Below are 14,081 nucleotides of genomic sequence, written 5' to 3'. Positions count from 1 at the left end.
CTTTTTTTACTTTAGTTTATTATAACGTCAGAAGATGGAAATCAGAATAAGAAACCGGCAAAAACATTTGCGTACAACCCACGTATTAGCCAAACCACCAAGGTTGACCTGAGCTTAATGACGCAAGTCTGGACTAAAAAAGCACCCCCGATTTTCGGGGGTTTTGGATCGCTGCCAGGAATTCTTTTTGCTCCCTGGTCAGGTCGGCAGATGCCAATTTTAGTAACCTGATGACGTTATGTATTTTAGGCGGTACTTTTCCGGTTATTGCGGCTCCGTGTTTTCATCCCCTTTATTGGTCATGACAATTAAACCTATTTTATCAAAACAATTCACCCGGCCTGCCAATAATATGCGGTGTCAGGAAAACAGCAGAAAATGCGCCGGGCGCGGGTTCGGAAAAGAAACCTGCGCCTGTCGGCTTGCGATCGACAAATAATTTACCTTCGGCCATGGATCGCGTAGTAACCATATTTGTAGCTTACCCGGTACCTGAACGGCATGTGTTTTTTCTGGATCTCAACCAGGTCGTCCAGTTTAACCAGCTCGACATCCTTGAACCCGGCCTTCTTGAGATAATCCGCGGTCCGGTCGGGGGGGCACTCCTCTGGCGTTGGGCAGCGCCGCGTTTATTTCCGCCGTATAGCTGTCCTTGGATATGTCGTTCTTTTCCAATAACCGGATCAGTAAAGCCGTAACCTTCCTGCGCAGGCGGGTGCCCAGCCTGCCGTCGTCGTTCCACAGGCAATCGATAACTACAGCCTTCCCGTTTTCTTTAAGCACACCAGCCCAACTGTTGACCGCCTGCTGGGGGTTGGGCAGCGTCCAGAGCACGTGCCTGGTCACTACGGCATCAAATGAACCCGGGGCGAAGGGAGGATTCTAGGCATCTCCAATTCTGAACTCGACGGCCGGAGCGTCATGGCTGTCCGCCGTTGTCCTGGCTTTGGCCGTCGCCCGGTCGAGCATTTTGGGAGATAGATCGATGCCGGTCACCCGGTGCCCCATGCCGGCAAGCACCAGGCTGATCTCACCCGTGCCGCAGCCCACATCCAGGATGTTCAGCCGTTTCTGTTATTCTTCACAGCGTCTATCGTATTCCAGCCCGGACGCCGGATAAAAGGCTCCATGCTGCTCCTCGCTTCGTCTGGCGAAGTTACGTACCCCAGCCTCAAAGAGCCGGGTGTGGACCAGTGCCTGCCGGTGAGGATGATAATGTCCGGGCTGTTGTCCACCAGGTATTCCGGACTGAGGGCTTCGCTCTTTTCACCCAGCGGCGGTTCGGCAATGTTATTACCGCCGGCCTTGGTGACGATGGAGCCCCACCCCACGTTTCCATAAGAAATGCCGTAATCATCCGGGCCCTTGGATGCGCATTCGATATATACATCGGGCTTGTTGCCGTTAATCCCGGCCAGGCGGGAGTATACAACGTCTACCTGATCATTGTAAAAGTCGACGATCTCCTGAGCCCGCTGTTTTTCTCCCATAATCTCGCCCAGCAGCAGCATGCTCTTGGTGGAATTGGTCATGGGCTCCATGTAAAAGTCAACGAACAGCACAGGTATTCCCGCCTGCTCCAACCTGGCGAGGGCGTCCTTGATGGGGTCTCTTAATGTCCAGGTCAGATTCCGACAGATGATCAGATCGAATGTCCCGCCGGCAAAATCCAGTTGATGGGAGTCCATATTGTAAAATTCCACCTGGTAACCTGCCGCCCGGACATTATTTTCAGCTTCCGCCAGCATGTTGTCGGTGCAGTCGATGGCGGTAACCCGGTGTCCCATGCCGGACAGCAGCAGGGCGAAAAATCCCGGGCCGGTACCGATGTCCAACACTTTTAACGGTTTGCCCGGGGGCCGGTGCTCGTCGATCAGTTCGGTCCAGGCGTCTTTTTTAAAGCTGTTCATTTCCCCCAGGATGTGCTTGCTGTAGCTGCCTGAACGGCCTTGCCAGTAGTTTTCGTTCTTTTTTGAATATCCAATGCATAGGATCTCCCGCAGCCCCTGCACCCCGTCCACCGCTTCGGAGTTGATCTCCGCCAGTTTATCCCGGGTGTCCCGGCCCTGCCGGTCGGCCCTGGTCCGCAGCCAGAAAGGCACGCTGAACAGCACAATCATCCAGGGCAGGACCGCCAGGGGCAGCAGCCAGTGCACCAGGCCCAGCATGACCAGGGTGACCAGCGAAACCAGCACCGCCACCAGAAAACTCCCGGCGGTGTGGGCGAAAAACCACTCCAGCACTTCGGTGTCGGCCATCAGGGTGGAGGCCAGCTGGCCGGAACGCATGTTCAAGAGGTAGGCCGGGGCCACCCTTTCCACCGCCTGATAAATCTTGATCCTGAATTCCACCAGGATCCGGAAGGCCACTTCGTGAGCCACGTACATGTCGGTAAAGTACATGATCACCCGCAATGTCACCAGCAGGGCCAGCACCGGCAAAAAGGGCCAAATCTGCTCCCGGCCGCCCCCCGTGGCCGCCAGCCCCACCAGGTAGGCGGCCAGGGCCGTCCCGGCTATGGCAAACAGGTGATGAAAAGTGCCGCTGCTTACGGAAATGGCCATGCCCTTCCAATAAGGCCGCAGGTATACCAAAAGCTTGGCAAAACCCGCCAGGTGAAGTCTGGCCAGCATACCGCTCAAAGCCGTTCCCCCTCTCATTAACCATGCTGCAGCCCGGTCAGCTGTGCGTAAACGCCCCGGGCCGCCAGCAATTCGCCGTGGGTGCCGGTCTCCCTGACCCGCCGGTCGTCCAGGACGATGATGCGGTCCGCGCTCTGGATGGTGGACAGCCTATGGGCGATAACAATGGATGGTTAACAGAAGCAGCCCCAGGCCGTCCAGACTTTTTTGGTAGAAGACTATTTTGAGACCGGCGGCTACAGCCAAGGCCTGGCCCACAAAGGTGGCGGTAATCAGTATCCCCAAGCCGACCTTGCCGGCAATGTGGTGGTAAGAGCCCCGCAGCAGGGTAAATAACCTTAGGAAAAAAAAACATCGTCGTTACCTCGCGTTAGATTTTGGTCAAATACCGAATCCAATTATGTCTCTGATTACGAGAAAAATACAAAAAAACCACGAAAAAGAGATTCGCCCCCGGCGAATAATCTCAACCTTCGTGGTTTTAAGAGATATTACTGATTCTGTTTTGATAAAAGGATTATAGCACAGACTATAATTCTTGTACATATTTATTGTTTATTAAATGCTGTTGTAGAAGAAAATTACTATGTTGTCAGAGGCACCTACCGGGTATGCGCTACCGCTAAAGTTTGTAACACTTCCGGCAATCTGTTGGAAACCCAATCACTATATTCTGATACGTCAACATATTGATTAAAGACGGTTTATTCACCATGCCATAATTCGGAAATGTACTGTTCATCAAAGAGCTTTCACCAGTATGGGGCATAAGAAATATTCGTACCAATGGCTTTCGTGGCTAAATTTAACAGGGAAAATTGCAAGAGTTAATGCTTAAGTTATTTTGATGCTTCAGCACTGCTGGCTGTCACACATATTTGACAAAATATTGAAGCACAAGTATAATATATAATATAATTGTGAAAGAAGGTGGTTACTATGCCGCAATTATCACTTTATATTGATGATGAAACCTTATCCAAGATAGAAACTGCCGCCAAAATTAACCAAATCTCAATTTCCAAATGGGTTTCAGAAAGATTAAAAGAATCTCTTGCCAATAGCTGGCCGGAAAACTATGCAAGTTTATTCGGTTCGGTAGATGACGATTCATTCGTTGTTGAAAAGCGCAATAGCTTTTTTGATGATTCGAAGCGAGAAGAGTTATGAAATATTATCTTGATACGAATATCTGTATTTATTTTTTAAAAGGCCAATACTCTCAATTATTGAATATAATTATGTCACATAGCCCGGCTGATATAAAAATTTCATCAATGGTAAAAGCTGAGTTGCTTTATGGAGCTGAAAAAAGTAAAAAAAAGAATGAAAACCTGGAAAAGGTGAAGAAATTCCTCTTGCCTTTTGAAATAATACCCTTTGATGATAAAGCTACAGTTGAATACTCTGTTATTCGGGCAAAAATGGAAAAAACAGGTATCGTAATTGGACCCAATGATTTAATAATAGCCGCAACGGTCCTTTCCCGTAGCGGCATCTTAGTTACAAACAATGAAAAAGAGTTTGGAAGGATACCCGGCCTGACAGTGGAAAACTGGCTCTTCAAACAAAAGCCGAATCCCAGAATCTAACTCGGCGAATGCCGAGAGACTGCTTATTATTTGCACGACAAATTGTATTTGTCCCGGCTTTGGCAAACAGGTGATGAAAAGTGCCGCTGCTTACGGAAATGGCCATGCCCTTCCAATAAGGCCGCAGGTATGCCAAAAGCTTGGCAAAACCCACCAGGTGAAGTCTGGCCAGCATGCCGCTCAAAGCCGTTCCCCCTCTCATTAACCATGTTAACCATGCCGCAGCCCGGTCAGCTGCGCGTAAACGCCCCGGGCCGCCAGCAATTCGCCGTGGGTGCCGGTCTCCCTGACCCGCCGGTCGTCCAGGACGATGATGCGGTCCGCGCCCCGGATGGTGGACAGCCGGTGGGCGATAATGATGGTGGTCCTGTTTTGAACCAGCTGTTCCAGGGAGGCCTGGATCAGTTTTTCGCTGGCCCCGTCCACGTTGGAGGTGGCCTCGTCCAGGATCAGCAGCGGGGCGTCCTTCAATATGGCCCTGGCAATGGACAGCCTTTGTTTTTGCCCCCCGGAAAGCCGCACTCCCCGTTCCCCGATTTGGGTATCGTAGCCGTTCGGCAGATCCGTGATGAAGTCATGGGCGTGGGCCAGCCGGGCGGCCCGCTCCAATTCTTCCCTGGCGGCCCCGGGACGGGCTACGCTTAAATTTTCAGCCACGGTGCCGTAAAACAGGTAGGTGTCCTGGAATACAACGGCAATCTGGCTGCGCAGCAGCGGCAGGGAGTAGTCCCTGATATCCCGCCCGTTGAGCAGTATCGACCCCTCCTGGGGATCGAAAAAACGCAGCAGCAGGTTCACCAGGGTGGATTTGCCGGAACCCGACTTGCCCACCACGGCCACCGTTTCCCCCGGGTGCACCCGGAAGGAGACGTCCTGCACCGCCGGCCTTTGTCCCCCGGCATAGCCGAAGGTGACGTTGACAAACTCGATCCCCGGCCGGGCGCGGGTTTGTGTTTCCGCGCCGTTTTCTCCGGGCCGGTCCCGGATGTCGACGGCGGTGTCCAGGATGGCAAATATGCCCCTGACCGCGGCGACGCCCAGAAAACTGCGGTGCCAGAGCATGATCAGGTCGTTTAAGGGCCGGAAACACTCCACCGACAGAAAAAGGATTACAAACAGTTCCGCCAGGGGCATGTCGCCGGTGCTGACCCTGAGCGCCCCCACGCCGGCGGCCAGGGCCGAGCCGGCTGCGGCGGCCCATTTAACCACGGCGGAATCCAGCAGTGAAATGCCCAACCCCTGCATGGAATGGCGGTAGTGCCCCCAGGCCTCCCGGGCCAGTTCCCGGCCCTTTCTTCCGCCGGCATTGAACATTTTCAGGGTGGGCATGCCTTGCATGGCGTCGATGTAATGCGCATTCAAACGGGCGTGGGACTGCCAGTAATCCAGCATTATTTTGCCCACCCGCCTGCTCATCAGCTGGGGGAACACCACCGTGATGAGAATGCCCGCCAGGGCGATGACCCCCACCACCGGGTCCAGGCTGAATATGTACAGGGCAATGAGCCCGGAACCGAAAAAAGCCACCAGCAGCTGGGGAATGTAGCCGGTCAGCAACGGCTCCAGGGATTCCACCCCGTCGGTCAGCAATGCCTGCAGGTCGCCGCTGCGGCGTTTTTCCTGGTAGCCCGGTCCCAGGTTTAAGATGTGCTGGAACAGCCGCTCCCTGATTTTGCTTTTGACCAGAAAGGCGATCCGCATGCCGTAGATCTCGCTCAGCCAGTGGAGCACTCCCCGCAGCAGCACCAGCAGCCCGATGGCAGGCAGAAGCAGCCCCAGGTCGTCCAGGCTTTGCCGGTAGAAGACTATTTTGAGGCCGGCGGCCACGGCCAGGGCCTAGCCCACAAAGGTAGCGGTAATCAGGATCCCCAGGCCGACCTTGCCGGCGATGTGGTGGTGGGAGCCTTGCAGCAGGGTGAACAATCTCAGGAAAAAAGACATCGTCGTTACCTCACGTTGATTTTGGTCCGAAACCGAATCCATCCCTGTCCGGAAAACACAAAAAAAACCACGCAAAAGAGATCCGCCCCCCGGCGAATGACCTCAACCTTCGTGGTTTTAAGGAAAATTGTTGTATCTTGTTTTGGTAAAATGATTATAGCATAAACTCTGTTTTTCCTTCAACCGCTTTCTTGATAACCTTATTGGCACATTCTAACATGTATGCCGGCAGATCGGGACGATGTGGATCGCTCCCGCACTGTTCACGATTTCCACATCCATCCTGTATACCTCCCGCAGCATAACCCTGGTCAATACTTCAGACGGGGCACCGTGCTCCTTGTAATTTTTTGCCAGCGTATCTGTCTTAATCATTTCAATCCTGCTGAAGCTGTGTCATCCATACCCCGTAAAGGTCGTAGGGCAGGAAGCGGTCATAATATTCCTCAAGCATCGCCAAATAATGATCTGGACGCCTGGGTTATTGCAGATAAATTGCGCTTTGGTCGCCTTCCTCAGGTTACGAGGAGGTTCCATATTAGCTCCAGTTACCAGAAAAATCAATCCGAATGAGATTGAAAACGTTTTTATTCCACCGGGGTATGGTTTTCTTGACTAAGAAACATCTCCGAGTACTCCGCATATCGGCCGGCAAATACCGGCCTGGTAAAATACATGCCCTTGTCGCCCAGCATGACGGAAAGCGGCTTGGCCCGTTCGTAATCCATTTCTCCGGCCTCATTAAAGAAACCCTCGTCCACCTCCAGGTGAACCACTGTCCCAATGACCAGTGAATAATTTTTTCTGCTGATTTCCTCCACCAGAGTGCACTCCGCCCAAGCCAGACAACCTTCGATGCCCGGCGGTTTGACATTCCGGGAGGGTCGGGCCCGGAGCCCGGCCTGTTCAAATTCATCAACCTCGGGGGGATAATTTTTTGCGCAAACCATTACCGCCTCCACCATGTCGACAGTGGGCACGTTAATGACAAATTCCTTGGTAGCGCGAATGATGTTCAAGGTGTCGCGCTTAACCCACGAACCGAGAACGATATCGTTAAAGGGTCTCAGTATGGGAGTGATGTTTGACCAGGGTGCCGCATTTTTTACCCCGTCTCCGCTCAACGTCGATATCAATACCACCGGCAAAGGCATAATATGTTCTCTTTTACGTGGCGTCAGGATCATTTAACCCACTCCTTTTTCAAATTTTACATTTTTTTGTTTATCAAACCAGCGTATCCGGGCCCCGGGAACGCTATCGATATGAGAAGAATAAGGCTTTATATCCACAACCGGGCTGCCGTCCAAAGCCTCCAAACCTTGCACCACCAAACGATTTCCTTTGCGGCTCAATAACTCGGCCACACAAAAAGCTATTGGATTGGGCCGGTTTGGTGAGCGGCAGGCAAATACACCATGTACATCCGGGCCGTGAGGCGTTTTGGTCTGCAGTATGTCCCGCCGCGCCCGGTCAAGCCAATACAAAACAATAAGATGAGTTGCATCTTCTATATCTTTTAGCCCTGCAGTAAATTCCGGATAAATCTCCAGTTCCGTTATTTCACTAGCATCACGACCCTGAAAAGGAGCGTCTCCCTTGGATTTATAGATACTGTGCACAACCCCTATCGGCACTAATTTCAAAAAACCACCTCCCGGCAATAAAAAAAGCCACAAAACCTCCTTTCCAAACATTTGGGTCGGAAAAAAGGTCTTCGTGACCTCAATATTTTCCAAGTTAACTTATATACTTATTATTTTACATAAGTTTAATGAATCCTGCAATCGAATCTTATTTTTTTCTTTAAATAATACTCAAACCCATTCAATTTTTATGATAGCACAAGCAACAAACGAACTTTACGCGTACCTGCCAATTTAAGATTAATTCTACTTCTAATATTAAATTTTGGTGTTTATTGTCATAATTTGCGATCGAAATATGGGTTGTTCTGACAGGAGTTTCAGCAAAGCTGTCGAATGAATTTTTTTGAATGAATAGATATAGTTGGATTTTATTGTATTGGTTGTATTTATTATGTTTGATTTTCTTGAAGTATCAGAATTTTTATTGTTTTTGCTGCCGGGTGCGGTTGAATCCGCAGGGATTGTTGCCTGCAGTCTGGCCCTGGTGAGGGTCAAATTGCGCTGGACGATAATAATACCGGCGGCATCCACGCTTGCAACGATTATTTATCTAATCAGGCATATGCCGGTAACCTTTGGTTTACATACCATTGCAGGCTTTCTACTGCTGGTAATGTTTTTGACCAAGGGCACCAGGGTTCCCCCATCCTCAAGTTTCATGGCCTCTTTTATCAGTTATGCCATTCTGGCTTCGTTGGAACGATTAATGATAGAATTGTCAGTAATGGTATTAAAAACTGATATTAATAATATTATGTCTGATTATTTATTATGGACAGTATTGAGCCTGCCCCAGGGCGTGCTGATGGTGGCAATAGCTCTGTTGATAGCGAAAATTCGAACTCCCTTGGAAGGTATGTGGAGAATACGTTGAACAGCACTTATTGACTTCTTTGATGCTGCTTTTATGAGGTGTGAAGATGTTACAGGCACTTTTGTTTTTTATGCAGGGAATTCCCGAATCTATAGGATTATTCGCCTGTTGCCTGGCCTTGGCCAGGGTGAAACTGCGCTGGGAGGTGATTCTGCCCTTTGCCGGTATTATGACCTTGGTAATCTACGTAGTTAGGAGCCTGCCTGTCACCTTCGGACTACACACCGTGACGGGGATCTTGCTGTACACATTGTTTATCGCCAGAGCCACCAGGGTACCGCCTTCCTCAAGCTTTATCGTTTCTTTCGCCGGTTTTGCCTTGCTGGCGCTGCTGGAAGTTATCATGTATGAACTAATTGGCAACCTTTTTAATACGGAAGTCAGCCAGTTATTATTGAATGATTATACACAGATGTTAATAGGGTTGCCTCAGGCTCTTACCATGATTGCAGTTGCCCTAGTTATTGCAAAATACAGAAAACCGCTGGAAGGTATGTGGAGGATATGAGCTATCTAGCATTCAGCAAACGCTGGGCCGGTTATCTGAGCCGAAAAACCGGCCTTTCAGCAGAGCAGGAAACCATCCTTACATATGTTATTGAAGTGCTGGTATTAAACCTTATGAATATTGTTTTTACACTTTTACTGGGGGTATTGTTAGGTGTATTGCCCGGTACCGCAGCCTGTCTGATAACAGCAATATTATTCAGACACAGCGCCGGGGGAGCCCATTCCAGTTCCCCTTGGCGTTGCGCCGCCGTCACCATTGCAGTTTTCCCACTGCTTGCCCTGCTGGGTTCATTTTTCAGCCGCTTGGGCCAGGGGTTTGCTGACGTGCTGTCTGTCGGGGCCTTGGGGGTGGGAATGACGACCGTGGTACTGCTGGCCCCGGTGGATTCTCCGGCCGCTCCCATCATATCCCCTCTAAGGAGAAGAAAGCTGAAAATAATATCAATTGCCCTTATGGTGCTGGTAACCATTATTGTACTGTTACTCCGGGAAAGCCGGTGGCAATATGCCGGAATGATTCAGTCCTGCATAGCCCTGACTTTACTGTGGGTCAGTTTCATGCTCACCGGTTGGGGCCATAAACTGATGTCTTTTGTTGATAAAATTTTAAAAAAAAGAAAGGAGGTGTAATGTAATGAAAAAAATTATATCCAGGTTTTTTATATTTACAGTTACGACGCTGCTGTTTTTAGCCAGCGTCACCGCCGCATCCGCCTGCTATTTTTCCTCTTATCAGCCAGAAGTACCTGAAGCATTAAGAAAATAAAGAAACAATTGATCTACAAGTTAAAAGTACTTACGTAATTGATAATTTTATCATAATTGCTTTGTTTTAAGGGGTGGTTATTCCACCTCTTCGCTTTGACGATTATAAAGAAGGTGAAAAGCATGGTAACGGGCGATATGCCTCAAAGGGAAAAAGAGTTGCAGGAATATTTGATCACCACGCATATGCTTTGCCTTCTAATCATGATATCCTCACTGGTCCTAAGCAATAAATTCTTTGCATCGTCTCAAATATATCCTGTGATCAACCTGCGTTTTTTTGCCTTAGCAGGGCTGGTTGCGTTGGGTGTTGTTTTTATTTTTCAAACAAGAAATAGTTTATTTTTGGGCGACATTAACACCATGTCCTTAACCAAGGCAGCTTATTTAGCTTTTCCCCTGGTGGTGACGGTAGTCACTCTGCTGGCCGTAAACAACAGCCTGGACAACGTCGAGACCGTTCTGCTGCTGCCCGTTCTGGTGGTCGCTTCCATGACCGGTAAAACCGGCGGATTACTCATGTCCACCCTGTGTACTTTCATTCTGGTTCTTTATAACACCTGGATTATTGGCAACACGGACATTTACCGGACCGTGGAAGCAGATCTGCTTTTTATCGGCATGATGTACGTAATGGGGTGGTTCGTGGGCAGCCTGACCAACATGGAGGCGGACCACCGCAGGCGTTTAAACCGCAGCCTGTGCTCTCTGAAAGAAGAAATTGCCTCCCGGGAAAAGGCCGAGGAGCAGCTCCGGGTATTGTCCTGCGCCGTGGAACAAAGCCCGGTCATGGTTGTTATAGCGGGCACAGACGGCAGAATAAAGTATGTCAACAACAGTTTCACCCGGATTACCGGCCATGCCCCCGAAGATGTTGCAGGCAAGGAGATAGTAGATTATTATGGAAACCGGACCGAGGCTTCAAGGCAGTTGTCGGAGATAATCAAAACCGGCCAGGAGTGGAAGGGCGAAATAACCAGCACAAAAAAAAACGGGGAATCTTACTGGGAAAATGCTTACTTTTCCCCCCTCCGGGACTCCGAGGGCCGGATTACCCATATTTTAAAATTTGCCGAGGATATAACCGAGAGAAAGCAAATAGAAAAGGAAATGGCCGGCCTGGACCGGCTAAACCTGGTAGGAGAAATGGCCGCCAGCATCGGGCATGAAATAAGAAATCCCATGACCACGGTACGCGGTTTTTTACAATTGTTGAACGGCAAAGAGGAATGCCGGGGATATAAAGAATATTTTGATTTGATGATTCAGGAACTGGACCGGGCCAATTCAATAATTAAGGAATATCTTTCCCTGGCCAAGAACAGGCCCGTTGATTATAAAAAGCAAAACCTCAACGGCATAGTGCAAGCCATGCTCCCGCTGATAACGGCAGATGCCATAAACTCGAACAAAATCACGGAACTGAACCTGCAGGCGGTGCCTGACTTGCTGCTGGATGAAAAGGAAATCCGGCAGCTGCTGTTAAATCTGGCCCGCAACGGTCTGGAGGCCATGAATCCCGGAGGCAAGCTCACTATAAGAACATTTGTAAACGAGGATGCGGAGGTGGTTTTATCGGTACAAGATCAAGGCTGCGGCATTGCTCCGGAAATTGTGGATAAAATCGGCACCCCCTTTTTTACCACCAAGGAAGAAGGCACCGGACTCGGCCTGGCGGTTTGCTTCAGTATTGCCGCACGGCACAACGCCACCATAAAACTGGATACCGGCACCGGAGGCACCACTTTTTCTGTCGTTTTTAGAAAAAAAGATTAAAGTCAACCGGGCCGAATTTAAGTTCCGGCAAAACTATTTTATTCGAAATACGTCGTTTAAATCAATCTGTAATCCTGACAACAGAGGTGAAACTAAGATCTCATCGCTGCTGTATGCTTCATGTAAAATCCAATTTTTTTTACCGGGGGTAAATACCTGCACTACTTTAGCATCCGGATCTACAATCCAATATTCTTTTACTCCATGGTAGGTGCGTCCATTAGTTTTCCGAGATTTTTCCTGCGCACAAATGATGTTATATGCCAAACTAAATTAGCCTTTACCAACTGGTGAACAGTTTTTGGCGCTGGAACCAAAATCAACTCACCCTCGACCAGTTCATACTGGTTGTCATCATTTATTTTTAAGTATTCTTCATAAGTGTACTGTTTGTTAGGAGTTTCTTGTATTATCAGAAGCCCCCTTTTTGACTTTTCTTCTGCTAACCTTAAATAAAATCAATAAAGGTTATTATATCCTTTGCTTAAAGCGTATAGAGCATATCATGTTTACCGATTGTGCTTTGTTTGCATGGCATCCGCATTCACATTGCCCCTGGCCAGGGATGCAAAAATGCCCCCGACACATAGCACAGTGAATATGACAAACGCTGTTTTGGCACCCTTGTTTATCAGGTCGGTAGAAGCGTTGCTCAGTTCAACGTTACCGATATACATGGCCAGTAAAAGTGTCACTATGGCCATGCTGATAGCCTGGCCGGTCAGACGCATGGTGCCCAGGGTGGACGAAGCCACCCCGTAAAACCTTTTTTCCACGGAACCCATCACGGCGTTGCTGTTGGGTGATGAGAACAACGCAAATCCCGTACCAAGTACCACCAGATTAATAATAATCAGCCACAGGGGAGTGTCCTTCGTGATGAATGAAAGAACAAACAGCCCCAGGGCAGTGAAAGTCATTCCCCAGGAAGCAACCACCCGCGGTTCGACCCGATCCGAAAGCCGACCCGCAAAGGGCGATAACAAGGCCATTATTACAGGCTGGGAAAGCAGAATTAAACCTGCTTTTTGTGAATCATAGCCCATCACCACCTGCAAGTGCAGGGAGAGCAAAAACCCCACCGCAAAAGTAGCGCTGTAATTTATCAACGCAGCCAGGTTGGAAAAAGCAAAGGTAACATTGCGGGTAAACAGCCTGATATTTAAAACGGGCTGGGCGACTTTGATTTCATGCCGGATAAACATTATCATCAATGCCAGGCCCAATATTAGCAGGTATTTGGCCCGGGGCGACGCTGCTATGGATGACATCCCGTACATGAATGAAACCAACCCCACCGCATAAAGAACCGCTCCGGCGAGATCAAATTTTTCTCCCCTGGCACCGGCCCATTCCCCTTTTAATTTGAAAACGGCCAGGAATATTACAAACACGGAAATTGCGGCGGTAAAATAAAAAATGGATGCCCAGCCCAGGTTATGGTTTAATGCGCCCCCGAGCACGGGTCCCAGGGAAAGGCCGATATACACCGTGGCCACGTTGATCCCCAGCACCTTGCCCCGCTCCCGGGGCGGGAACACCGATGTCAATATGGCCATGCCGGTGCCGAATATCATGGCGCTCCCTATTCCCTGCAGTACCCTGAAAGCTATCAATGATTCTATAGACCAGGCCAGTCCACATAGCAGAGAAGACACGCAAAAGGACACAACGCCCGTGATAAAAATTTTCTTTCTGCCCACGATGTCCGCAAGCCGGCCGAAGGGCACCAAAAACGCCGCCGAGGCCAGAATGTAGCTGGTGGCCACCCAGCTAAGCAAAAAGGCGGTGCTGTTAAATTCCCGGCCAATGGATGGAATGGCCAAATTTATGGCGCTGCCCATAAACGGAGTCAAAAATGACGCCGTAGCTGCCACCAGCAATGTATACTTTTTAAGGGAAGCATCCTGCTGCTCCATCAAAAAACCCCCTCTTCAGACTTTTCTAATAAATCCATTAAATCCATAACTTTATCATAACATCGAGTAGGGTAGCGCCGCAGTAATTTGCTGCGGCGTTATCCCTCTCACAGAACCGTACGTACGGGCCTCGTATACGGCTCCTGATAAACCTCAGTCATTTCTCTCGAAAATGATGCAAAATGCCGACATTGTATGAGGTTAGGTTAATTAGCCCAAGCTCATCGAACCAACTGTTAGGCAACGCCATATTTATCAGCGGGCTGGCAGAATTACGCCATCGCGTCATGGAGATTTTGAGAAAATCTCCTTTATAGCCCCGCCTTCTTAGTGCTTTGTGCAGTTGCTTCCACTTCTTCCATTCCCGCATCTTTTTCATTCGCAGCCTTCGCCGTATCCATTCCATTAATTGA

General features: G+C 49.4%; 18 protein-coding genes and 1 pseudogene. 7 read left to right on the top strand and 12 right to left on the bottom strand.

Features of this window, described 5'->3' with window-relative positions; all coding sequences use genetic code 11:
- Positions 1 to 322: 322 nt before the first annotated feature.
- The 4 genes and pseudogenes from BM299_RS19205 to BM299_RS20160 form a co-directional block, all read right to left on the bottom strand.
- Positions 323 to 472 carry a hypothetical protein gene (locus BM299_RS19205; protein WP_165608158.1) on the bottom strand — a complete coding sequence of 50 codons (150 nt, stop codon included), beginning with the start codon at positions 470 to 472 and terminating at the stop codon, positions 323 to 325.
- A gap of 65 nt (positions 473 to 537) precedes the next feature.
- Positions 538 to 1,050: pseudogene (locus tag BM299_RS19895) on the bottom strand (class I SAM-dependent methyltransferase).
- Positions 1,051 to 1,061: 11 nt separating this feature from the next.
- The gene (locus tag BM299_RS03215; RefSeq protein WP_245779636.1) at positions 1,062 to 2,633 is read right to left on the bottom strand and encodes a methyltransferase domain-containing protein; all 1,572 of its coding nucleotides are present in this window, start codon (positions 2,631 to 2,633) and stop codon (positions 1,062 to 1,064) included.
- A gap of 159 nt (positions 2,634 to 2,792) precedes the next feature.
- Complete coding sequence (locus tag BM299_RS20160) at positions 2,793 to 2,927, bottom strand: hypothetical protein (protein ID WP_281246350.1); 135 nt, start codon at positions 2,925 to 2,927, stop codon at positions 2,793 to 2,795.
- A 654-nt stretch (positions 2,928 to 3,581) separates the two neighbouring features.
- On the opposite strand from BM299_RS20160, the gene BM299_RS03210 reads away from it, so the two are divergent.
- Both BM299_RS03210 and vapC read left to right on the top strand, forming a co-directional pair.
- Positions 3,582 to 3,812: a toxin-antitoxin system, antitoxin component gene (locus BM299_RS03210; RefSeq protein ID WP_092482029.1), complete on the top strand. Its 231-nt coding sequence runs from the start codon at positions 3,582 to 3,584 to the stop codon at positions 3,810 to 3,812.
- Positions 3,809 to 4,234, top strand: a complete 426-nt coding sequence (gene vapC / locus BM299_RS03205) for a type II toxin-antitoxin system tRNA(fMet)-specific endonuclease VapC (protein WP_092482028.1) — start codon at positions 3,809 to 3,811, stop codon at positions 4,232 to 4,234. Before BM299_RS03210 ends, vapC begins: the two co-directional genes overlap by 4 nt.
- Here the strand turns inward: vapC and BM299_RS03200 are convergent.
- The 5 genes from BM299_RS03200 to tsaA form a co-directional block, all read right to left on the bottom strand.
- On the bottom strand, positions 4,206 to 4,418 hold the full coding sequence (locus tag BM299_RS03200) for a hypothetical protein (RefSeq protein ID WP_092482027.1): 213 nt from the start codon (positions 4,416 to 4,418) through the stop codon (positions 4,206 to 4,208). The two genes, vapC and BM299_RS03200, sit on opposite strands and share 29 nt — an antisense overlap.
- Before the next feature lie 26 nt (positions 4,419 to 4,444).
- On the bottom strand, positions 4,445 to 6,061 hold the full coding sequence (locus tag BM299_RS03195) for an ABC transporter ATP-binding protein (protein WP_092482026.1): 1,617 nt from the start codon (positions 6,059 to 6,061) through the stop codon (positions 4,445 to 4,447).
- A gap of 327 nt (positions 6,062 to 6,388) precedes the next feature.
- Positions 6,389 to 6,550, bottom strand: a complete 162-nt coding sequence (locus tag BM299_RS19200) for a hypothetical protein (RefSeq protein ID WP_165608161.1) — start codon at positions 6,548 to 6,550, stop codon at positions 6,389 to 6,391.
- A 212-nt stretch (positions 6,551 to 6,762) separates the two neighbouring features.
- Positions 6,763 to 7,362, bottom strand: coding sequence for a flavin reductase family protein (locus BM299_RS03190; RefSeq protein WP_092482025.1), 600 nt, complete (start codon positions 7,360 to 7,362; stop codon positions 6,763 to 6,765).
- Positions 7,363 to 7,812, bottom strand: a complete 450-nt coding sequence (gene tsaA / locus BM299_RS03185) for a tRNA (N6-threonylcarbamoyladenosine(37)-N6)-methyltransferase TrmO (RefSeq protein WP_245779635.1) — start codon at positions 7,810 to 7,812, stop codon at positions 7,363 to 7,365.
- Positions 7,813 to 8,215: 403 nt separating this feature from the next.
- Here tsaA and BM299_RS03180 point away from each other — a divergent pair, with 403 nt between their 5' ends.
- From BM299_RS03180 to BM299_RS03160, 5 genes are all read left to right on the top strand, one after another.
- Entirely contained in the window at positions 8,216 to 8,698 is a 483-nt protein-coding gene (locus BM299_RS03180) for a hypothetical protein (RefSeq protein WP_092482169.1), read from the top strand.
- 46 nt (positions 8,699 to 8,744) lie between these two features.
- Positions 8,745 to 9,206, top strand: coding sequence for a hypothetical protein (locus BM299_RS03175; RefSeq protein WP_092482023.1), 462 nt, complete (start codon positions 8,745 to 8,747; stop codon positions 9,204 to 9,206).
- On the top strand, positions 9,203 to 9,838 hold the full coding sequence (locus tag BM299_RS03170) for an accessory gene regulator ArgB-like protein (RefSeq protein WP_092482022.1): 636 nt from the start codon (positions 9,203 to 9,205) through the stop codon (positions 9,836 to 9,838). Before BM299_RS03175 ends, BM299_RS03170 begins: the two co-directional genes overlap by 4 nt.
- A gap of 4 nt (positions 9,839 to 9,842) precedes the next feature.
- Positions 9,843 to 9,974, top strand: coding sequence for a cyclic lactone autoinducer peptide (locus tag BM299_RS03165; RefSeq protein WP_092482021.1), 132 nt, complete (start codon positions 9,843 to 9,845; stop codon positions 9,972 to 9,974).
- A gap of 122 nt (positions 9,975 to 10,096) precedes the next feature.
- Positions 10,097 to 11,749, top strand: a complete 1,653-nt coding sequence (locus BM299_RS03160; protein WP_092482020.1) for an ATP-binding protein — start codon at positions 10,097 to 10,099, stop codon at positions 11,747 to 11,749.
- Between the two features lie 33 nt (positions 11,750 to 11,782).
- Here the strand turns inward: BM299_RS03160 and BM299_RS19890 are convergent, their stop codons facing one another.
- The 3 genes from BM299_RS19890 to BM299_RS03150 form a co-directional block, all read right to left on the bottom strand.
- Positions 11,783 to 11,911, bottom strand: a complete 129-nt coding sequence (locus tag BM299_RS19890; protein ID WP_245779622.1) for a hypothetical protein — start codon at positions 11,909 to 11,911, stop codon at positions 11,783 to 11,785.
- A 35-nt stretch (positions 11,912 to 11,946) separates the two neighbouring features.
- Positions 11,947 to 12,066: a hypothetical protein gene (locus tag BM299_RS19885; RefSeq protein ID WP_245779621.1), complete on the bottom strand. Its 120-nt coding sequence runs from the start codon at positions 12,064 to 12,066 to the stop codon at positions 11,947 to 11,949.
- A gap of 192 nt (positions 12,067 to 12,258) precedes the next feature.
- Entirely contained in the window at positions 12,259 to 13,668 is a 1,410-nt protein-coding gene (locus tag BM299_RS03150) for an MFS transporter (RefSeq protein WP_092482019.1), read from the bottom strand.
- Positions 13,669 to 14,081 lie beyond the last annotated feature (413 nt).

Origin of the sequence: Desulfoscipio geothermicus DSM 3669 (genome assembly GCF_900115975.1) — a bacterium.
In the GTDB taxonomy this organism is placed as follows: Bacteria; Bacillota; Desulfotomaculia; order Desulfotomaculales; family Desulfallaceae; genus Desulfoscipio; species Desulfoscipio geothermicus.
Note: the sequence above shows the minus strand (reverse complement) of the source record. Positions and strands in the feature narration are given on the sequence as shown.